This window comes from Billgrantia antri, assembly GCF_019430905.1.
Lineage (GTDB): Bacteria > Pseudomonadota > Gammaproteobacteria > Pseudomonadales > Halomonadaceae > Halomonas > Halomonas antri.
This window is the reverse complement of sequence record NZ_JAHYCA010000008.1, coordinates 28,202-47,936: the sequence shown is the minus strand read 5'-3', so window position 1 is coordinate 47,936 and position 19,735 is coordinate 28,202. Positions and strand designations below refer to the sequence as shown.

Here is a 19,735-nt window from a genome sequence, read left to right as displayed (position 1 = left end):
ATAAATGCGCTCATTCGAAGGGGGAAAGTCATCGGGGCGCCAGTCCCAGCCGACGCTGAAGCTCGGCCAGCAGCGGGTCGAGCAGATGAGGTGGCAGCGGCACACCGCCTCGGGTCGCCGTCAGCGAAGCTCGGCTACCTTGGCCTTCGGCAGTGACCTCTCCTCTCACCCGATAGCCAGGCCAGCGGGCGAGCACCGCTTCGACGCGCCCCAGCCCGGCATCGGCATGTCGGATCACGTAGCCCTCTTCCATCAACAGGCCGACGATTTCCTGCAGGGTCGGCTCGGGTGCTGCCGCAAGCGACAGTTCGCGAGGCTCCGGTGGCTGCATGGTGGCGGCACAGCCCGACAGCATGACGAGCAGCAGTGCCATGGCAATTCCGCGCATCAGGGCTCCTCCCTATCACGAGCAGCCTGCATCGCCTGACGCAGCGTACCGCAGAAGGCACTATCGCTGCCGCTGCGCGTTTCGCGCAGCTCACCCCGCCAATCGATCACCTGAATGTCGCGGCTGACTCGTACCCAACCTTCATCGGCGACAACCGAGACACGCTCGAGCTGTGTGGCATCCTGGGTGATGCTGCCACCGGCACCGCCGAAGCCGATCATCACGCCGGTGGAGACGCCGCGACCACGGCCCAGGCCGAAGCCGCCGAAGAAGCCAGTCCTCTCCCAGTCATCATAGCGATCACCGTAACCGGGAATGGTCCTGGTGCGCTCGGCGCTGACCACACCCAGCGCCAGCTCGGTGTCACGCACCACGAAGTCCTGGGCCTCCAGCGCATCGAGTGCTCGGCGTACCCACTCGCGGGCTTCGATGCCCTCGGTCTCCCAGCGGCACTCGGCAGCGGGCCGCGGCTCCGCGGAAGGCAGCACCGAGGGCGTCGTCTCACAGCCGGCCAGCAAGGCCAAGCCGGGCATCATCCACCACCACAGGCGCATGGCGCTTCTCCTGTTCATCATTGGCCGCAGTCTACGCAGCCCGGCCCACCGTGCAAGCCGTCTGATGCCTTATGAGTCCCGCACCGCGCCTGGGTTCCCGAATGGGGCGCGACACGAGCGCGCAGCGTGTTGCAGCGGCGGGCACGGCTGGACAACCATGCATACAGTCTATCGCAATCATGCACAGATATTGCTTAAGTATCGTCTGCCTGCGCCCTAGACTAGGCAGCAACACATTGCACGCGAAAGGAGTACGCACATGAGCGACACCAACGCCATCGGCCTGCATCAGGACAGCGCCAATCAGCTGGCCGAGAAACTCAACGTTCTGCTGGCCAACTATCAGGTCTTCTACATGAACGTTCGCGGCTATCACTGGAACGTGAAGGGACCGCAATTCTTCGAGCTGCATGCCAAGTTCGAAGAGTTCTATACCGACCTGCTGACCAAGGTCGACGAGGTAGCCGAACGCATCCTGACCCTGGGCCACAAGCCGGTGCACGCCTACAGCGACTACGTCTCGATGGCGCAGATCCGCGAGGATAAGGACGTGCACGATGGCGAGGCTTGCGTGCGCGGCGTGCTCAAGGGGTATCAGACCCTGATCGAGCTGCAACGCGACCTGCTTGCCGTGGCCTCGGACGCCGACGACGAGGGCACCGCCGCCCAGGCCGGCGACTACATCCGTGAGCAGGAAAAGACCGTGTGGATGCTCAACGCCTACCTCGGCTGAGCGACCTGCCGGAGCCGGGACGACCCCGGCTCCACTCGCGTCGGCCACATGCCGACAACCCGATTGACGTTTCGCAACATTCCCGCACTTGTTCTCGCCGCCATTCGCCACAACCCTGTTAGGGACACACACAACCGCGACTCGCACGCTGGCGGAGCCAGCGCACACTGCTTGCAAGGAGGTAGCTCATGAGCGAGAAGCTGAAAGGCAAGACCGTCGCCATCCTCGCCACCGACGGCTTCGAAGAGTCGGAGCTCAGCGAGCCCAAAGCCGCTCTCGAGCGCGAAGGCGCTACGGTACACGTGGTCGCCCCCGACAAGGACAGCATCCGCGCCTGGGCGAAGACCGACTGGGGCGGCAATTACGACGTCGACCGCCGCCTGGAACAGGCCAACGCCGATGACTACGACGCACTGGAGCTTCCCGGCGGCCTGTTCAATCCCGACGCCCTGCGCCAGAACGAGCAGGCGCTGGCTTTCACCCGGCGCTTCTTCGAGGCCCACAAGCCTGTAGGGGCGATCTGTCACGGCCCCTGGGTGCTGATCAACGCCGGTGTCGCCAAAGGCCGCCGCATGACCTCCTACCCCTCGGTGGAGCAGGATCTGCGCAACGCCGGGGCCGATTGGGTCGACCAGCAGGTCGTGGTCGACAGCGGCCTGGTCACCAGCCGCAAGCCCGACGACCTCGAAGCGTTCTGCAGCAAGCTCGTCGAGGAAATCGCCGAGGGCAAGCACAGCCGCCAGCACGCCTGAGGTAACGAGCCTTCGCTCTGCGCCGCTCGCCCCCGGCGGGCGGCGCTCTCTATTCTCAGTCAGACACCCGCTGCTCGGTCAGGCACCCATCGCGGTGTCGCAGGCCAGGTCCTCGATCAGCGCCCGCAACAGTCCCCAGAACTCTTCCACCGAGCTCAGCTCGACCCGCTCGTCGGGCGAATGGGCACCGCGGATCGACGGGCCGAACGAGATCATCTCGAGCGCAGGATACTTGCCGGCAAGGATGCCGCACTCCAGCCCCGCGTGGATCACCTTGACCGCCGGCTCGCTGCCGACGTGCTGCCGGTGCAGGCGGCGGAAGCGCGCCAGCAAGGCGCTGTCGGTCGCCGGCGTCCAACCGGGGTAGGCGTTCTCGACACGCGTGCGTGCACCGATGAGGTCGAACAGGCCGCGGAAGCGGTCGGCCAGGTCGTTCACCGCGCTGTCGCGCAGCGAGCGCACCAAGGCGCAGAGGTGGAAGCGACCCTCGTCGAGGCTCACCACGCCCAGGTTGTTGGAAGTCTCGACCACACCGGGTACCGAACTACTCATGCGCTCCACGCCGTAGGGGGCCGCATTGAGCGCCGCCAACAGCATGTGGCTGGCATGGGCATTGAGCGCCTGGGCGGGGCGGGCCTCGAGCGGCGTCATGGCGAGGGTCAGGCCATCGTCGACCCCGGCCAGCTCGGTACGCAACTCCTGCTCCAGCGTCGCCACCCGGCTGGCGACGGCATCGATCTCGTCGGCGGACAGCATCAGGGTGGCGAAGGCCTCGCGCGGGATGGCGTTGCGCAGGGTGCCGCCCCGATAGCCGACCAGGCGTATGTCGTAGGCTTCCAGCGCCCTGAGCACGCGGACCAGCAGGCGGTTGGCGTTGCCGCGACCACGGTGGATGTCGATACCGGAGTGTCCGCCCGACAAGCCGGTCAAGGCCAGTTGCACGGCGACTTCACCAGGCCCCGGCTCGGCCGTGGGTAGCTGAGCCTCCACCACCACGTCGGCACCGCCGGCACAGCCGATGAACACTTCGCCGCGGTCTTCCGAATCCAGGTTGAGCAGCACGCGCCCGTCGAGCCAGTTCTCCGCCAGCTGCAATGCGCCGCCCATCGAGGTCTCCTCTTCGAGGGTAAACAGTGCCTCGAGCGGGCCGTGAACCAACTCGCTGTCCTCCAGGATCGCCAACGCCGCCGCTACACCGAGTCCATTGTCGGCCCCCAGCGTGGTGTGCCGCGCACGCAGCCAGCCATCCTCGACATAGGTCTCGATCGGATCGCGAGTGAAATCATGGGGATGGTCAGCGTTGGCCTGGGCCACCATGTCCAGGTGCCCCTGAAGAATGATGCCGGGCGCATTTTCATGCCCCGGTGTGGCCGGCTTGCGTAGGCGCAGATTGCCGAAGCCGTCGCGATCGTGGACGAGCCCCTGCCGCTCGGCCCAGCGTTCGAGAATGGACACCAGCTCGGCCTCGTGTCCAGAAGGACGCGGCGTGTTGCAAAGGGTGCGGAAGTGGCGCCACAGCGGCTGCGGGGCAAGTTGCTCGAGATGTTCGTTCATGGTCCGTCTGCTCGGGTAATAACCGAGCTACCTTACCGGGCCGCTGGCGCCGGGAAAAGCCCGCTCAGGGCATGTCCGCATCATCGTCTTGCAGACGGGCCACGACCCCGCGCAGCCTCTCCATGACCTGGCGTCGCCCCTTGGCACCGGATTGGGCCGCCAGCCAGGCAATGCCTCGCCCCTGGAAAGCCCAGGCAGCGAGCCAGGCCAGCTCGGGATCCTGACTGCCTGCCGTTGCCGCACGGCGTACCAGTCCCTGCAGGGCCGGGCGCGCCAGCGCCGGCTCGCGGCGGCCGTGGGCCACATCTTCGATATCGCGGCATTCGACCGCATCCAGTACCGGGCGTGGCCCTTCGGCCAGCAGCGCAAGCGCCACCTCGGGAGCCAGGTCGGCCAGCTCGAAGGCCAACAGGGCGGGCAGCAGCCGCTGGAAACGCTGCATCAGTGCCTCACTCAGCGCCCTCCCCCTGGCGCTGAGCGGGACCACGACCATCACGGCATGCTCGCCCGTCGAGGTCTCCCGTGACAGTCCCAGCCGCACTGCCTTGAAGCCCTGCGCCTGCCAGAAGGCCAACAGACCTGGCTCGGCGCCAAAGCTGGCGCCCAGCAAGTCGATACCAGCCTGCCGCGCAGCCTCTCGTTCATGCTCCAGCAGGCATCGACCCAACCCTTCGCGACGCCGTTGTGGATGCACCGCAATGCGCCGCACTCGACGCAGGCGTGTCGTCAGTGCCTCGCGAACACCGGCATGGGCCGCTAGCGACTGGGCCAGCAGATGGCCGGGCAGGCGACGTTCGCCCCGCGCCACCTGCTCGGCCAGCTCGGGCTCGAAGCCGCCTTCATCGGCGCACACAGTCACTGCCTGGGTATGCCCACCGGCCGTCAAGGTAGTGATACCGAGCCCCGGCTCATCAAGCAGGCGCTGCAGGTCGGCAGGCGTGGTGCGGTAGTGCGCCTGTACCAACAGGCCGAAGACCTCACGCAGCGAGACTTCATCGACGGCAAGTGCCGAACGCTGCCAGCGCACTGTCTCAAGCGCCACGGGGGCCGTGGATGGAGGCGGTTCGGCATCGAGCAGCAGCAGGTCGCTGACCAATCGCTCAAGGGGGTCGCCCTCGGTCCAGCGCACCGGCGTGGCGAGGTGGCACTCATGCCAGTCGGGAGTCAATTGCTCGAGGCGCTGGCGAAAACGCAGGGCGAAACCGCGCCCCGAGCCCTCGTAACCGTGCACGGTGGTGGCGAAGGCGATGCGAGGAAAGGCCCTGAGCCACTGCCCCAGCAGGGCTGCGGGAAGCGCAGCGGCCTCATCCACCAGCAGCCAGGTGCCCGCACCGCCGGCCTCGCCGTGCTCGATTCGAATGCTCAGCTCATCGGGTGCTATGAACTCTACTCGCCCGCCCTGTGCATCGACGAAGCGATTGCCGTCCCGTTGGCCTGCCGGGCGCAGCGCTTCCAGACGCGCGAACAGAGCCGTCACTGCCTCGGGACGCGGCGCCGTCACGCTAATGTGACGCTGGCCCGCCTGCAACAGCCGCGCGCAGGCGATGCCGAGCGCAGCCGTCTTGCCGCGACCGCGGTCGGCGGTGAGCACCAGAGGTCGGCGTCGCCGCAGGCCGACCAGCCGCTTGACCGCCTCGGCCTGATCCGCGGTCAGACAGTCGGGATCACCACTCTTCTGCTTGCTCTTTGGCGAAGCGGCAGGGAGATCGGGTAGCCGCGGAGGGGTACCGGGCATCCATCGTGCCACACCGGGCGCCTGCGACAGCCGTTGCCGCAGACGAATCAGGTAGCGACCGGCGCCGACCTCATCATGCGGCGATGTCAGCAACACCAGCAGGCCTCCGGCTTGCAGCGTTCCGCTCAAGGCACCGAAGGCATCCGCATCGAAGCCGGCCCCGGAGCAGAGCATATCGAAGATGATCAGGTCGTGCTCCTGGCCCAATCGGGTCCTGGCCTTGTTGGGCGGCAGCCATGCCCCGTGCCATGGCAATTCGGGAGGCGTTGGCGACACCCAGCAGGGAGCACGCCAGGCGCGCGCCTGCCCCAGGGCAATCGCCAGGTGACGGGCCGGCTCGTCGGACGCGGTGGCCCACAGCAGGCCGCGCCAACCGCACCGGCCCAGTTGGTCAGACCAATTTAATATGGCGGTGTGTTCCGATATGCCCACAGGCGTTTCCTTTTTCCCTATCCGATCCCGTCAGCCTTAACAATTGGTCGCAGGCCAATCTCACCCCCGATTCATGAGCTTGCTAATCACAGAGCACAATAACGCAATCTTCGCATCAAGATACTGACTTTTCAGAGCCAATCGACGCAGATCAAGCATCCAACCCCACCACGGCGTTCAGATCCCCCAAGTCCATTATTGGTCTTACCAATTTTCCATAGTTGCCTTTCCTAGAGGCTCATGGGAGTTTCGTCGCTGGAATAGGCCTTTCCTAGAACAATACCCGTCACAACAAGTGGAGTCGCGTCTATGCAAGCCTCAACTGGCCCCCAACGGGCTGCACGCCTGAAGCTGACCGTCACGGCCGCCGCCGTGATACTGGCCGGTGCCACCCTGGCCGCAAACGCCAACGCCCAGGAAAGCGTGCGCTGGCAGGTGCCCATTGCCTTTCCTTCACATCTGGTGGGTCTGAGTACCCCGGTGGTGCACCTTTCCGAAACGCTGGAGGCCATTTCCGGCGGCAACATTCAGTTGCGTTACTACGAGCCGGGCGAGCTGATTCCGCCGTTCGAGATTCTCGATGCCGTCTCGGAGGCGCGCTATCCGGCGGGCTTCACCTGGATCGGCTACGACCAGGGCAGCATCCCGGTACTGCCGCTGCTGTCAGGCCCTCCCTTCGGCATGGAGCCGCCTGCCTTCATGGCCTGGCACTACTTCGGTGACGGCGATGCCCTGCTGCAGGAAGTCTACGAGCCGTATGGCGTGAAGGCACTGCTGTGCGGCGTCATCGGGCCGGAAGCCGCCGGCTGGTTCGCCCAGCCGCTGGAATCCCTCGAGCAGATCGATGGCCTGCGCATCCGCTTCGCCGGCATCGGCGGCCGGGTGATGGAAGAGCTGGGCGCCTCGGTCACCATGCTGCCAGGCGGCGAACTCTACCAGGCCATGGAGCGCGGCACGATCGATGCCACCGAGTTCTCAGCTCCGGCCGTCGATCGCATCCTGGGCATGCAGGAGATCGTGCAGAACTATGTCATGCCGGGCTGGCACCAGACCTATACCACCTCGCACCTGCTGGTCAACGAAGAGACCTGGAACGAGCTCTCCGACTTGAGCCGTGCGCAGATCGAAACCGGTTGTCGCTCCGCCACGCTGTTCGGCTTCTCCGAGAGCGAGTGGGAGAATCCTCAGGCGCTGGCCGGCTTCGAGGCCGAGGGGGTGAATGCCCAGACTCTGTCGCCGGAGATCATCGCCGAGCTGGAAGCGGTCACCATGGGGGTGCTGGACCAGATGGCCAGCGAGGACGAGCTCTTCGCCCGCGTGCTGGAAAGCCAGCGCGAGTGGATGCAGGTCCACGGCAACTGGCATGCCAAGGGCTACCTGCCGCGCACCTACTACACACCGAAATCCAACTGATCGTCCTAAAGACCGCCGGAGGCAAGCCTCCGGCGGCGCCGCCGACTCGCGGCAACGAGAGGCTGCTCGATGTCTACACCTGATACATCTCCCGATACGCCACACGCACTCCCACCGGAGCTGCCCACGAACCGAATCAGCCACGCCGTGGACTCGGCCATCGCCGTACTCGGCAAGGGCCTCTCCTGGCTGTGGCTGGCCACGCTCGTCGTCGTACTGACCAACGTGTTCAGCCGCTTCATTATGGGGCGAGGTTCCATCGCCCTGGAGGAGCTCTCCTGGCACTTTTTCGGCGCCACCATGATTCTCACGCTGGCCTATGCCGTGGTCACCGACGATCACGTTCGCGTCGACGTGCTGCGCGAGCGCTTCACGCTGCGTTTCCAGGCCTGGGTCGAGCTGCTGGGTATCGTCCTGCTGGTACTTCCCGTGCTCTATTTCATGGTCGATGGCCTGATCGACTATGCCTACCGTTCGTTCGAGCAAGGCGAGCGCTCGCAGGCGCCGAGCGGGCTGCCCTATCGCTTCATCATCAAGAGCACGCTGCCCCTCGGCATGGCGCTGATCGCCTTCGCCCTGTCGTCACGAGCGCTGCGCTGCTGCACCTACCTCTTCGATTTCCCCCGGAAGCTGCCGCTGCGCCGCCCGGTGGACCATCGCTAACGCGCCTCCGCGAGGATCGACATGGGTCTTGAAGAAATTCTCGTCATCGGCATGTTCGCCGGTTTCATGGGGCTGTTGCTGCTGGGCTTCCCGGTGGCCTGGGCGCTGGCCGGCATCGGCTTCCTGTTCGCCGTCATCGGCCACGTACTCGTGGAATTCCTGGAGGCCGAGCTGTGGTTCACGTGGGGCGGCACCATCGGCGTGCTCGACCGGCGTCTTTTCGGCATCGTCGCCAACGAATTGATGGTGGCACTGCCGCTGTTCATCTTCATGGGGATCATGCTCGACCGCTCGGGTATCGCCGAGCGGCTGATGAACTCTCTGGTGCGAGTGCTGGGTGGGCTGCGCGGCGGCTATGCCGTCACCGTGGTCATCGTCGGCGTACTGCTGGCAGCTTCGACCGGTATCGTCGGGGCGTCGGTGGTGCTGCTCGGCATGCTGTCGATCGGCCCCATGCTACAGGCCAAGTACGACAAGTCGCTGGCGGTGGGCACGGCCTGTTCGGTCGGTACGCTGGGCATCCTGGTACCACCCAGCATCATGCTGGTACTGATGGCCGACCGCCTGGGCACCTCGGAGGCCTCGGTCGGCCGGCTGTTCATGGGCGCGCTGATTCCCGGCGTGATGCTGGGAGTGATGTACATCGCCTATATCGTGATTGCGGCCTACCTCAAGAAGGACCTGGCGCCGGCCCCCGAGAACCGCGAGCCGTTCACACCGAAGGCACTACTTGAGGTATTGATCGCGGTGCTGCCGCCCATGGCGCTGATCGTGGCCGTGCTCGGCTCCATCTTCCTGGGTATCGCCACTACCACCGAGGCATCGGCGGTGGGCGCCCTGGGCGCCCTGCTGCTCGCCCTGCTCAGTCGCCGGCTGAGCCTCGAGGTCGTGACCAAGGCGCTGTTCCAGACTACCCGCACCACGGCGTTCATCTTCGGCATCTTCGTTGGGGCCACCATCTTCGCAGTGGTGCTGCGCGGGCTCGGTGGTGACGACGTCATCCGCAGCGCGATCACCGGCCTGCCCTTCGGGCCCGCCGGCGTAGTGCTCACGGTCATGCTGGTGGTGTTCCTGCTCGGCTTCTTCCTCGACTGGGTGGAAATCACGCTGATCATCCTGCCACTGGTCGCCCCGGTGGTGTTCAGCCTGGGCGTCGATCCGGTATGGTTCGCCATCCTCTTCGCCATCTGCCTGCAGACCTCGTTCCTGACTCCGCCGGTGGGTTTCGCACTGTTCTACATCAAGGGGGTCTGTCCGCCGGAAATCAGCACGCTCGACATCTACAAGGGCGTCGCTCCTTTCGTAGCGCTGCAATTACTGGGACTGTTCCTGGTGTTCTTCTACGAACCGTTGGCCACCTGGCTGCCGGGGCACGTCTACAGCGGCAACTGAGGTCACGCCATCAAGACGACGAGCCGGAGCCCCTCCGGCTCGCATCGCCCCATCAGACTTTGGTCTATCGACTCCTCCCACCCCACCCCCGTTCTCCTTGCCCAAGACGGCGCTGCTTTGCCTTTCAATACAGCCACATCCCAATAAACAAGTCCTAATTTACCCTTGCCGGGGGTGCGCTACTCTTTGCCGAGCAGGCTATCGATTCCTGTCACAACGACATGCTAGCTTGTGATGAGACCCGAGCGAGCGCTCGGGTATGAGCGTCCCGGGTACGCTTCGCGTTCTCGTCTCGGTAGTGACGCCACATCGCAGCTTTAAAACAACGTATAGGGAGCACGACAGCATGATGAAAAGTCGATTCGCGCTGACCGGTCTGGCCGCAGGCATCGCCCTGGCAGCCATGTCCACCACTGCCCAGGCGCAGGAGCAGTGGACCATGACTACCACCTGGCCGGATAACCTGGATTTGATCGAGATAGACCGCCACTGGGTGGAGCTGGTCAACCAGCTGGCTGGCGACGAGCTGCAGATCGAGTTTCGCGCCGGCGGCACGCTGATGCCCGGCACCGAGGTGTTCGACGCCACCGAGACCGGCAGCATCGAAGCCGCGGGTGACTGGCCCGGCTACTGGGCGGGCCTCTCGCCGGCCTTCTCGCCGCTGGCCACCACCACCAGTCTTTTCAATGGCGTCGACTATCTCAACTGGATCATGCAGTGGGGCGGCTGGGAGCTCTATCAGGAGGTCTATGGGCAGTACAACATGGTCTACCTGCCCTACGGCATCACCAACAACGAGTCCGGTTTCCGCGGCGGCACACCGATCGAAAGCATCGCCGACCTGGAGGGCAAGCGCCTGCGCCTCTCCGGTCGCGATCAGGGTCGCGTGCTCGAGCAGTTGGGCGGCTCGCAGGTCACCCTGGCGGGCGGCGAGATCTATCAGGCCATCGAGCGCGGCGTGGTCGACGGCGCCGAGTTTTCCACGCCCGGCGTAGATTACAAGGCCGGCTTCAACGAGGTTGCCGACTACTGGTCCGTGCCCGGCTGGCACCAGTCTGCCAGCGTGTTCGGCGTGATGATCAACAAGGATGCCTGGGATGCGCTCTCCGAGGAGACCCAGGAGAAGCTGAAGATCGCCGCCCAAGCCAACCTGGCCTGGTCGCTGGCCTGGTCGGAGCGCGAGTCCACCGAGGGCACGGTGAAGTTCATCGAGGACGGTACCGAGATCAACCAGCTGTCCGAGGAGGACCTGGCCCGTATCCAGGAGATCACCAACGAAGTGATCCTCCAGGGTGCCTGCGAGGACCCGATGCACGCCAAGATCTACCACTCCATGATCAGCTACATGGAGCACTATGCCAACTGGCGTGACATTTCGGTGCCTTACAACATGAGCCGCGTTACCGATGACCTTCCCCCGCTGGAGGAGATCGAGTCCTGCATGAACCAGTAAGCGGATCCGGGTGGGCCCATGGCGACCCACCCTCCTCGTCTCACAGCCATACGCCAATCCGCCTCTACTCCGACCGATTCCGAGATCCTCATCATGAATGCCATTGCCAGGGCCATCGACGCCCTTAACGAGGGGTTCGGACGTTTGATCGCCCCGCTGCTAGCCGTGATCACCCTGATCGTGATCTACGACATCGCCATGCGCTTCTTCATCGGGCGCCCCAGCGACTGGGCCTTCGATGTCACCAAGATGCTGTTCGGCGCTCATTTCATGCTGATGGCCGCCTACGGCCTGCGCCATCATGCGCATGTCGAGGTGGACGTCATCAAGCGCCTGCTCTCGCGGCGCAAGCGAGCCCTCATCGATATCCTCGGTTACCTGATCTTCTTTATTCCATTTATCTGGATGCTGCTCACCTACGGCTGGAACTTCTTCGAGCGCTCCTTCAGTCGCAGCGAGACCACCTACGGCATGATCGCCATCCCGGTCTATCCGGTGAAGGGCGTGATCGTGGTCGCCGCGGTGCTGATCCTGCTGCAGGCCATCGCCATCGTCATCCGTGCCGTTCGGGAACTTAACCAGGAGGAGCCCGCATGAGCCCCGAAATGCTCACCCTGTTCATGTTCGGCGGTCTGCTCGTCGGGCTGTTCATGGGCCATCCGCTGGCCTTCGTGCTGGGCGGTGTGGCGGTGCTCGGTGCGCTGTTCGGCCCCGGCATCAAGGTAACCGGTACGCTGATCAACAACATCTACGGCAACGCCATGGACAATTACGTCCTGGTGGCCATCCCGCTGTTCGTGCTGATGGCGCGCTTCCTCAACGACTCCGGCGTGACCGAGAAGATGTTCGAGTCGATGCGCCTGTTGCTCGCCAACCTGCGAGGCGGCCTGGCGCTGACCGTGGTCATCGTCTCGGTGCTGCTGGCGGCCACCACCGGCATTGTCGGTGCCTCCATCGCGGTGATGGGCATGATCGCGCTGGTGCCGATGCTGAAGTACTCCTACAACAAGGAGCTCAGTACCGGCGTGATCATGGCCAGCGGCTGCCTGGGCATCCTGATCCCGCCGAGCATCATGCTGATCCTGATGGCCAGCTATTCGCCAGTCTCGGTCGGCGCGCTGTTCGCCGGCGCCCTGGTGCCGGGCGTGATGCTCGGGGTGATGTATGCGCTCTACGTGCTGGTGATCTGCTACTTCAAGCCCAGCTACGGACCGCCGGTACCGGCCGAGGAGCGCGCCGACGTCTCCACAGGTGAGCTGGTGGGCATGCTGCTGAAGTACGTGCTGCCGCCGATGTCGCTGATCCTCGGCGTGCTGGGATCGCTGTTTGCCGGTATCGCCACCGCCACCGAGGCCTCGGCCATCGGCGTCTTCATCGCCTTCGTGCTGTTCCTGATCTTTGGCGACCGCAAGGCCGCCACCTGCTACCGCACCCTGATCGAGGCCAGCAAGACCACCACCATGGTCATGTTGGTGCTGGTCGGCGCCACGGCCTTCACCGGCGTCTTTTCTCGCGGCGGCGGCATGCAGGTCATTCACGAGGTGGTCATGGCCATGCCCGGCGGTACCACCGGAGCCCTGATACTGATGCTGTTCCTGGTCTTCATCCTCGGCATGTTCCTCGACTGGACCGGCATCGTGCTGCTCAGCTTCCCGATCATGCTGCCGATCGTCGAGAGCATGGGCGTCGACATCCTGTGGTTCGTGGTGATGGTCGCCGTGGTGCTGCAGACCTCCTTCCTCACGCCACCGTTCGGCTACGCGCTGTTCTACCTGAAGGGCGTGGCCCCGCCGGGAGTCGAGACGCTGGACCTCTACCGCGCCGTCATCCCCTTCTGCGCGCTGATCGTGCTGGCCTGCGTGCTGATGGCTTTCTTCCCGTCACTGGTGACGGGACTGCCATCGATGCTGCTCGATTATTGATCCGCTAGCGCCCGCTGCCAAGCGCTCGCGCCGTCAGGCGCGGGCGCTCTTTCATTGACACCGGTCAGCTGCAGCCTGCTGCGGCAACTGGTATCATTTCCAGCCGCCATCATCTCGCATTGCTGGGCTGCGCGTCGGCCAGTGAAGGAGTCCCTGCTTGTTCCGATCCGCGAATTCGGCCCTGGCTTCCCTGTCTCGCCGCCTGAGCCCCTGGACGCTGCTGATCCTCGCCGTGGCGCTCGTCGTCGCTCTTCCGGTCATCGCGGTGCTGGCCCATATCGTGATGCCGACACAAGGCGTCTGGCAGCACCTGGCCAGCACGGTACTGGGCCGCTACCTGAGCAACACCTTCTATCTCGCCATTGCGGTAGGGGTCGGCAGCATGGTGATCGGCACCGGCAGCGCCTGGCTGGTGGTGATGTGTCGCTTCCCGGGCCGGCGCCTCTTCGAGTGGGCGCTGCTGCTGCCGCTGGCCGTGCCTACCTATGTAATCGCCTACGCCTACACCGACTTCCTGCAGTACGCGGGCCCACTACAGAGCTGGCTGCGTGAACTCTTCGGCTGGGGCCATGGCGATTACCTCTTTCCCGACATCCGCTCGCTGGGCGGCGCCGCCACGCTGATCACTCTGGTGCTCTACCCCTACGTCTACCTGCTGGCACGCGCCGCCTTCCTGGAACAGTCGGTTTGCGTGCTCGACGTCGGCCGCACCCTGGGTCGCGGCCCGTGGAGCCTGTTCGCCACCGTGGCCGTACCACTGGCCCGCCCGGCCATCGTCGGCGGCGTCTCGCTGGTGCTGATGGAAACCCTCAATGAATTCGGTGCCGTGCAATTCTTCGGCGTCGATACCTTCACCACCGGCATCTACCGCACCTGGTTCGGCCTGGGCGAACAGGTCGCGGCGGCCCAGCTCGCCGCCTGCCTGCTGCTGTTCGTCATTGCGTTGGTGCTGCTCGAGCGCTGGTCGCGCGGCAAGCGCAAGTACTTCCACACTACCAACCGCTACCAGCAGCTACCCGAATTCCGGCTGCGCGGCTGGCGAGCGGTAGCGGCCTTCACCGCCTGCGCCCTGCCGGTATTGGTCGGCTTCCTGATACCCTGTGGCCTGCTGTTGCAGATGGCGATCGCCAAGGGCGATACGCTGCTCGGTACGCGTTTTCTCGATTTCGCCTGGAACAGCCTGACCCTGGCGATCACCGCGTCGCTCATTGCGGTGGGGCTGGCGGTGATCCTGAGCTACGGGGTACGCCTCCACGACAGCCCGCTGACGCGCATCGCTACCCGTATCGCCTCGATGGGCTATGCCATACCGGGGTCGGTGATCGCGGTGGGCATCCTGATCCCCTTCGCCTGGCTGGATAATGCGCTCAACAGCTGGCTGCACGCCCACTATGGCAAGATCGTTGGCCTGATCTTCAGCGGCTCGGCCTTCATCCTGGTGTACGCCTACGTCGTGCGATTTCTCGCGGTGTCATTCAATACCGTGGAAGCGAGCCTGGGCAAAGTGACGCCGAGCATGGACGCGGCCTCGCGCACGTTGGGCCAGACCCCCGTCGGCACCCTCAAGCGGATACACACGCCGATCATGCGCGGCAGCTTGATTGCCGCCGGGATCCTGGTGTTCGTCGATGTCATGAAGGAGCTGCCGGCGACCATCATCCTGCGCCCGTTCAACTTCGACACCTTGGCGGTGAGGGCCTACAGCCTGGCCTCGGACGAGCGCCTTGCCGAGGCGTCGACGGCCTCGCTTGCCATCGTCGCCGTCGGCATCATCCCGGTCATCCTGCTGAGCATGGCCATGCGCCGCTCGCGCCCCGGTTCAGGCAGCCGCTGAAGGAAAGACGAAGACCTGGGAGAGGTCGAGGTGGATGTCGACCCGCTGCCCCTCGGCCGGCAGGAATACGCCAGGAACCCGGGCATGCAGGTGGGCTTCGCTGCCATCCTCGCCATGCGCGCAGATATGCAGCAGGCTGGTGCGCCCCAGCAACTTGGCCATGACCACATGGCTGTGACGGTGCACCGGCGCTGGCTCAAAGTGCTCAGTAATCCGCAGCGCCTCGGGCCGGATCATCACCAATACCTGACTTCCCTCGGGTAGCCAGCCGGCCTCCACCGGCCCCACCGGGGTCTGCACCCGACCATTCCGCACCACCCCCGGCAGCTCATTGACCTCACCGAAGAAGGCGACGACGAAGGGATCGCAGGGGACGCAGTAGAGCTCGCGTGGCGTGCCCACCTGGACGATACGCCCGTCGCGCATCAGGGCGATGCGATCGGCCATGAACATGGCCTCTTCGGGATCATGGGTCACCAGCAGGGTGGCGGCACCGACCTTCTTGAGCACGTGCAAGGTATCGTCGCGGATGCGATCGCGCAGGCGCGCATCGAGACTGGAGAAGGGCTCGTCGAGGAGCATCAGTTGAGGCGCAGGCGCCAGGGCGCGAGCCAGCGCCACACGCTGCTGCTGTCCGCCGGAGAGCATGTGGGGGTAGCTGTCGGCATAGCTGGCCATGCCCAGTTGCTCGAGCAAGCTCAAGGCCCGCTCGCGGCGTTGCCGGGGCGGCTCCCCTTTCAGCCCGAAGGTGACGTTCTCGATCACAGTGAGGTGGGGAAACAGCGCCGAGTCCTGGAACGCCAGCCCGACGTTGCGCTTCTCCGGCGGCACGTGGCGCCCCTTGGGCACGGCGATCTCGCCGCCGTTGAGGCTTACGCGCCCCTGCTGCAGCACTTCGAGCCCCGCCGCGATGCGCAGCAGCGTGGTCTTGCCGCAGCCCGATGGCCCCAGCAGGCAAACGACCTCACCGGGGGCTACGTCCAGGTCGACGCCACGTACGGCCGCCTGGCTGCCGAACGTGTGATGCACATCCTCCATGGTCAATACGGTAGGCTGAGCGTAGGGTACGCGTCCGACGTCCATGGGCTTCGATTGGCTAGTCATAGAACAAGCGGCATGATCCAAGGGAAATGACAAACCTCATCCTACCCGAAATGTCCAGCAAATACGTTTGGAATCGACTCGCATTTAGCCCTTTTTTTCGCTTCGCCTTGCTTCAGGTCAGTCTCCAGAGCTTATGCGTGCCAGTGACGCCAGCGGCACGCTTGACGAGTTCTTCGCAAAACGCTTCAATAGCCAGCAACGTAATGCAACGTATTATCATTACTTCAATAACATTAGACTCTCGAGGTGCCTCCACCATGACCCATCGTCGTCTCGTCGCTCCCCTTGTCGCCGCGCTGGCGGGCTCTGCGCTGGCTTCCACCGCCATCGCCGAGGAGATCAACCTCTATTCGGCCCGCCACTACGATTCCGACGAGAAGCTTTACCAAGCTTTCACCGAGGAGACCGGCATCGAGGTCAATCTGCTCGAGGGCGACTCCGATCAGTTGATCGAACGCATCCAGCGCGAAGGCGTCGCCAGCCCCGCCGACGTGATGATCACCGTCGATGCCGGCCGTCTGTGGCGCGCCGAGCAGGACGGCGTCTTCCAGAGCGTCGAATCCGACGTCCTGGCGGAGCGACTGCCTGAGTCCATGCGTCATCCCGAGGGCAAGTGGTTCGGCTTCAGCCAGCGCGTGCGCGCGATCTACTACAACCCCGAGAACGTCGATCCCAGTGAGATCACCTCCTACGAGGACCTGGCGGACCCACGTTGGGAAGGCGAGGTGTGCATTCGCTCCTCGAACAACATCTACAACCAATCGCTGCTGGCCTCGCTGATCGAGCACCACGGCGAGGAAGGCGCCGAGGAGTGGGCCCAGGGCGTGGTCAACAACATGGCGCGCGATCCCGAAGGCGGCGACACCGACCAGATCAAGGCAGTGGCTGCCGGTGAGTGCGACCTGGCCGTCGGCAACCACTACTACTACGTGCGCCTGCTCGAGTCCGAGGACGCCGCCGATCGTGAAGTGGCCGACAAGGTCAGTATCCTGTTCCCCAACCAGGACGATCGCGGCATCCACGTCAACGTCGGTGGTGCCGGTGTCGTGGCAACCGCACCGAACCGCGAGAACGCCATCCGCTTCCTCGAGTTCCTGGCTTCAGACGAGGCCCAGGAGATCTTCGCCGCCGGCAACTACGAGTTCCCTGTCGTTGAAGGCGTGAAGATGAGCGAGACCCTCGAGTCCTGGGGTGAGATCAAGAAGGATGACCTCAACGTCAGTATCCTGGGTGAGAACAACCCGGAAGCGGTACGCATCTTCGATCGCGTCGGCTGGCGTTAAGCCCTACTCGGCACGAAAAGACGCCCGCGGCCATGGCCGCGGGCGTCTTTCGTTTACGCCTCTCCTATCTTGCCAGGAACGATGCCCTCCTCCCTGGGCTCGATTCCAAGCAGCGCCTCGCTCAACTCCTCCGCCAGCACCGCCACTGCCAGCGGCAGCGAGCGCTCGGCAGCACTGCACAGCACCAGCCGAGCCTTGGCGATGTTGCGATCCTGCAGCGGCTTGAACACCAGCTCGCCATGCTCCAGTTCGCGGGCGATATCGAGCTTGTTGAGAAAGGCCACCCCCAGGCCTGCCCGCGCCAGCGACTTGATCGTCAGTATCCGGTTGCAGCCGGCCAGCGGGGTGAGATCGATGTCCGAATGGGCAAGTGTCCGCTCCAGAGTCGAGCCGTGAAACATCTCGGCGCTAGGCAGTATCGCCGGGTAGGGACGGCAGTCACGCAGACGTACCGATGCCTTTTCGGCCAGCGGATGCGAGGGAGCCACCACCGCGCCGAACCCCAGCTCTACCGCCTGCTCGAAGCGAATCCGCCGCGTCACCGGTGGGTTCATGCAGATGCCGATATCGGCCTCGCCGCTGGCGACCTGCTCCAGGATCGTCTCGGTCAGGCCTGTGGTCAGCACGAATCGCACCCTGGGGAAGCGCTCTCGAAAGCCTTGCAACAACGTCGGCAACAGCTGGTCGGTCAGCGACTCGATGGTGGCGATGCGGACCTCGGCGCAGCCGGTGCCGCGGATGTCGCCCAGGGTTTCCAGCATCTGGCGCTCGTCGCGCTGCCACTGGCGAATCTGGTAGAGCATCAGCTCTCCCGCCGGCGACACCCGTAGCCCCCGCGGCAACCGCTCGAACAGCGGTACGCCGAGCTCATCCTCGAGCTTGAGGATCTGACGATTGACCGCCGAGGCGGCAACATGCAGGCGTTCCGCCGCTTTTCGCAGCGACCCCTGGCGAGCGACTTCCTCGAAATAGCGCAGGGAGGTCATCAGTAACGACATGGCACATCATCCCGAGCGTACCGTTGCCATTTCGGCAACGGAATGAGCGAAACTTTATTATGGACCGGGACAGTCTGACGGCGCTAGCTTTCTCATGTGGCAATAACAATGACAGAGGACACTAGCCATGAAAGCGACACACGACCCCACCGAGTCAAGCGCGACAGCGGTCGAGCCCGTGGACGAGAAACTGCCGTTGCATTCGATGATGCTCTACGGCTTCCAGCACGTGCTGGTGATGGCCGCCGCGCCGATCACCGCCGTGTTCCTGGTCGGCCGGGCGATGGGCTTCGACAGCGACATTACGGTGGCACTGATGAGCGCGACCTTCCTGGCCTGCGGCCTGGGCACGCTGCTGCAATCCTTCGGCCCCTTCGGTATCGGCGCTCGACTTCCCTTCGTCCAGGTACCGGGCGGTGCACCGATCGTGATTTTCCTGGCCATCGCCCAGGCCACCGACATCCAGACCGCGACCGGCGCGGTGATCCTTACCGGGCTGTTCTACTTTCTGGCCTTGCCGTTCTTCACCCGGGTGCTGAAGTTCTTCCCTCCGATCGTGATCGGCACCATGCTGCTGCTGGTCGCGGTCAACCTGGTTCGAATCTTCGGCGGGCTGATCACCGGCAAGCCGGACTCGCCGGATTTCGCCAACATGACCGGCATCGCCCTGGCGCTGCTGACCATGGGCTGCATCGTGGTCTTCGCCCGCGTGTTCACCGGTGTGCTGCAGAGAATTGCCGTGATGCTGGGGCTGATCGCCGGTGCCGCGGCGGCTACCCTGCTCGGCGTGATGAGCTTCGACAACGTATTTTCCGGCCCGGTGGTGGCCTTCCCGTCGCTGTTCCCCTTCGGCATGCCCAAGTTCGACATCATCGCCTCGCTGCCGCTGATCATCTTCAGCGTGGTGTCGATGACCGAGGCCACCGGCCAGACCATGGCCACCGCCGAAATCGTCGAGAAGAAAGGCGACCCGCGCGCCCTGGTACCGCGCAATATCCGCGCCGACGCGCTGGGTTCGCTGATCGGTGGCTGCTTCGGCACTTCACTGATTATCACCAGCGGCGAGAACATCGGTATCGTCCGCGCCACCGGCGTGCGCTCGCGTTACGTCACCGTGGCGGCCGGCATCATCCTCGTCGTGCTGGCACTGCTCGCCCCACTCGGCCGACTGGCCGCCACCCTGCCCACCGCGGTGGTTGCCGGTACCGCAGTGATCGTGTTCGCGATCATCGGCGTGATGGGCATCAATATCCTGCGCAAGGTCGATTTCAACGAGCATGGCAACATGTTCACGCTGGCCGCGGCGCTGGCCATGGGCCTGATTCCCATCGTCGTGCCCGGCTTCTACAGTGCCTTCCCCCAGCATCTGCAGATCATCCTCGGCAACGGCCTGGCCATGGGCACGTTGACGGCGGTACTGGTCAACATCCTGTTCCACCATCTGGGACACTCCCGCGCCCCGGCGCCGGCAACCGAGCAAGCCGATCTCGCCAGCGAGCACGTCAAGAGCAAGTAAGAGAGAACC

17 protein-coding genes are annotated in these 19,735 nt (G+C 64.6%); 11 read left to right on the top strand and 6 right to left on the bottom strand.

The window, feature by feature from the left end; translation table 11 throughout:
* Positions 1-28 precede the first annotated feature (28 nt).
* The gene (locus KPL81_RS18880; protein ID WP_209474487.1) at positions 29-388 is read right to left on the bottom strand and encodes a hypothetical protein; all 360 of its coding nucleotides are present in this window, start codon (positions 386-388) and stop codon (positions 29-31) included.
* On the bottom strand, positions 388-942 hold the full coding sequence (locus KPL81_RS18875; protein ID WP_209474489.1) for a hypothetical protein: 555 nt from the start codon (positions 940-942) through the stop codon (positions 388-390). Before KPL81_RS18875 ends, KPL81_RS18880 begins: the two co-directional genes overlap by 1 nt.
* Positions 943-1,201: 259 nt before the next feature.
* Between KPL81_RS18875 and KPL81_RS18870 the strand changes: the two genes are divergently transcribed.
* Both KPL81_RS18870 and KPL81_RS18865 read left to right on the top strand, forming a co-directional pair.
* Positions 1,202-1,675 (top strand): Dps family protein, encoded by a 474-nt coding sequence (locus KPL81_RS18870; protein WP_209474491.1) that lies wholly within the window; start codon positions 1,202-1,204, stop codon positions 1,673-1,675.
* Positions 1,676-1,863: 188 nt separating this feature from the next.
* Positions 1,864-2,427 carry a type 1 glutamine amidotransferase domain-containing protein gene (locus tag KPL81_RS18865; protein WP_209474493.1) on the top strand — a complete coding sequence of 188 codons (564 nt, stop codon included), beginning with the start codon at positions 1,864-1,866 and terminating at the stop codon, positions 2,425-2,427.
* A gap of 78 nt (positions 2,428-2,505) precedes the next feature.
* On the opposite strand, the gene KPL81_RS18860 is transcribed toward KPL81_RS18865, so the two are convergent.
* Together KPL81_RS18860 and KPL81_RS18855 are read right to left on the bottom strand one after the other, a co-directional pair.
* Positions 2,506-3,981: an aminoacyl-histidine dipeptidase gene (locus KPL81_RS18860; protein WP_219793450.1), complete on the bottom strand. Its 1,476-nt coding sequence runs from the start codon at positions 3,979-3,981 to the stop codon at positions 2,506-2,508.
* A 64-nt stretch (positions 3,982-4,045) separates the two neighbouring features.
* The gene (locus KPL81_RS18855) at positions 4,046-6,148 is read right to left on the bottom strand and encodes a tRNA(Met) cytidine acetyltransferase TmcA (protein ID WP_219793449.1); all 2,103 of its coding nucleotides are present in this window, start codon (positions 6,146-6,148) and stop codon (positions 4,046-4,048) included.
* A 309-nt stretch (positions 6,149-6,457) separates the two neighbouring features.
* Between KPL81_RS18855 and KPL81_RS18850 the strand changes: the two genes are divergently transcribed.
* The 7 genes from KPL81_RS18850 to KPL81_RS18820 all read left to right on the top strand — a co-directional run bounded on the left by KPL81_RS18850 (position 6,458) and on the right by KPL81_RS18820 (position 14,825).
* Positions 6,458-7,561: a TRAP transporter substrate-binding protein gene (locus KPL81_RS18850; protein ID WP_219793448.1), complete on the top strand. Its 1,104-nt coding sequence runs from the start codon at positions 6,458-6,460 to the stop codon at positions 7,559-7,561.
* A 69-nt stretch (positions 7,562-7,630) separates the two neighbouring features.
* On the top strand, positions 7,631-8,224 hold the full coding sequence (locus KPL81_RS18845; RefSeq protein ID WP_209474500.1) for a TRAP transporter small permease subunit: 594 nt from the start codon (positions 7,631-7,633) through the stop codon (positions 8,222-8,224).
* A gap of 21 nt (positions 8,225-8,245) precedes the next feature.
* Positions 8,246-9,616, top strand: a complete 1,371-nt coding sequence (locus tag KPL81_RS18840) for a TRAP transporter large permease (RefSeq protein WP_219793447.1) — start codon at positions 8,246-8,248, stop codon at positions 9,614-9,616.
* Between the two features lie 346 nt (positions 9,617-9,962).
* Positions 9,963-11,069: a TRAP transporter substrate-binding protein DctP gene (gene dctP / locus KPL81_RS18835; RefSeq protein WP_209474504.1), complete on the top strand. Its 1,107-nt coding sequence runs from the start codon at positions 9,963-9,965 to the stop codon at positions 11,067-11,069.
* A gap of 93 nt (positions 11,070-11,162) precedes the next feature.
* A complete protein-coding gene (locus KPL81_RS18830; RefSeq protein WP_219793446.1) occupies positions 11,163-11,666 on the top strand; it encodes a TRAP transporter small permease subunit in 504 nt (167 codons plus the stop codon).
* The gene (locus tag KPL81_RS18825; RefSeq protein ID WP_219793445.1) at positions 11,663-12,991 is read left to right on the top strand and encodes a TRAP transporter large permease; all 1,329 of its coding nucleotides are present in this window, start codon (positions 11,663-11,665) and stop codon (positions 12,989-12,991) included. The genes KPL81_RS18830 and KPL81_RS18825 overlap by 4 nt, the downstream gene beginning before the upstream one ends.
* A 181-nt stretch (positions 12,992-13,172) precedes the next feature.
* Positions 13,173-14,825 (top strand): ABC transporter permease, encoded by a 1,653-nt coding sequence (locus tag KPL81_RS18820; RefSeq protein WP_422674151.1) that lies wholly within the window; start codon positions 13,173-13,175, stop codon positions 14,823-14,825.
* On the opposite strand, the gene KPL81_RS18815 is transcribed toward KPL81_RS18820, so the two are convergent.
* On the bottom strand, positions 14,811-15,929 hold the full coding sequence (locus KPL81_RS18815; RefSeq protein ID WP_422674148.1) for an ABC transporter ATP-binding protein: 1,119 nt from the start codon (positions 15,927-15,929) through the stop codon (positions 14,811-14,813). The genes KPL81_RS18820 and KPL81_RS18815 overlap by 15 nt on opposite strands.
* A gap of 257 nt (positions 15,930-16,186) precedes the next feature.
* Between KPL81_RS18815 and KPL81_RS18810 the strand changes: the two genes are divergently transcribed.
* Positions 16,187-17,212: a Fe(3+) ABC transporter substrate-binding protein gene (locus KPL81_RS18810; protein ID WP_219793442.1), complete on the top strand. Its 1,026-nt coding sequence runs from the start codon at positions 16,187-16,189 to the stop codon at positions 17,210-17,212.
* A gap of 53 nt (positions 17,213-17,265) precedes the next feature.
* On the opposite strand, the gene KPL81_RS18805 is transcribed toward KPL81_RS18810, so the two are convergent.
* A complete protein-coding gene (locus KPL81_RS18805) occupies positions 17,266-18,210 on the bottom strand; it encodes a LysR family transcriptional regulator (RefSeq protein ID WP_219793441.1) in 945 nt (314 codons plus the stop codon).
* Between the two features lie 127 nt (positions 18,211-18,337).
* On the opposite strand from KPL81_RS18805, the gene KPL81_RS18800 reads away from it, so the two are divergent.
* Positions 18,338-19,726, top strand: a complete 1,389-nt coding sequence (locus tag KPL81_RS18800; protein ID WP_219793440.1) for a uracil-xanthine permease family protein — start codon at positions 18,338-18,340, stop codon at positions 19,724-19,726.
* Positions 19,727-19,735: the final 9 nt, after the last annotated feature.

Coding starts and splice junctions, on each gene's coding strand:
- KPL81_RS18800 (WP_219793440.1), top strand. CDS start 18,338: ATGAAAGCGACACACGACCCCACCGAGTCAAGCGCGACAGCGGTCGAG.
- KPL81_RS18850 (WP_219793448.1), top strand. CDS start 6,458: ATGCAAGCCTCAACTGGCCCCCAACGGGCTGCACGCCTGAAGCTGACC.
- dctP (WP_209474504.1), top strand. CDS start 9,963: ATGATGAAAAGTCGATTCGCGCTGACCGGTCTGGCCGCAGGCATCGCC.
- KPL81_RS18825 (WP_219793445.1), top strand. CDS start 11,663: ATGAGCCCCGAAATGCTCACCCTGTTCATGTTCGGCGGTCTGCTCGTC.
- KPL81_RS18875 (WP_209474489.1), bottom strand. CDS start 942: ATGCGCCTGTGGTGGTGGATGATGCCCGGCTTGGCCTTGCTGGCCGGC.
- KPL81_RS18860 (WP_219793450.1), bottom strand. CDS start 3,981: ATGAACGAACATCTCGAGCAACTTGCCCCGCAGCCGCTGTGGCGCCAC.
- KPL81_RS18880 (WP_209474487.1), bottom strand. CDS start 388: ATGCGCGGAATTGCCATGGCACTGCTGCTCGTCATGCTGTCGGGCTGT.
- KPL81_RS18870 (WP_209474491.1), top strand. CDS start 1,202: ATGAGCGACACCAACGCCATCGGCCTGCATCAGGACAGCGCCAATCAG.
- KPL81_RS18845 (WP_209474500.1), top strand. CDS start 7,631: ATGTCTACACCTGATACATCTCCCGATACGCCACACGCACTCCCACCG.
- KPL81_RS18815 (WP_422674148.1), bottom strand. CDS start 15,929: ATGACTAGCCAATCGAAGCCCATGGACGTCGGACGCGTACCCTACGCT.
- KPL81_RS18805 (WP_219793441.1), bottom strand. CDS start 18,210: ATGTCGTTACTGATGACCTCCCTGCGCTATTTCGAGGAAGTCGCTCGC.
- KPL81_RS18840 (WP_219793447.1), top strand. CDS start 8,246: ATGGGTCTTGAAGAAATTCTCGTCATCGGCATGTTCGCCGGTTTCATG.
- KPL81_RS18830 (WP_219793446.1), top strand. CDS start 11,163: ATGAATGCCATTGCCAGGGCCATCGACGCCCTTAACGAGGGGTTCGGA.
- KPL81_RS18865 (WP_209474493.1), top strand. CDS start 1,864: ATGAGCGAGAAGCTGAAAGGCAAGACCGTCGCCATCCTCGCCACCGAC.
- KPL81_RS18810 (WP_219793442.1), top strand. CDS start 16,187: ATGACCCATCGTCGTCTCGTCGCTCCCCTTGTCGCCGCGCTGGCGGGC.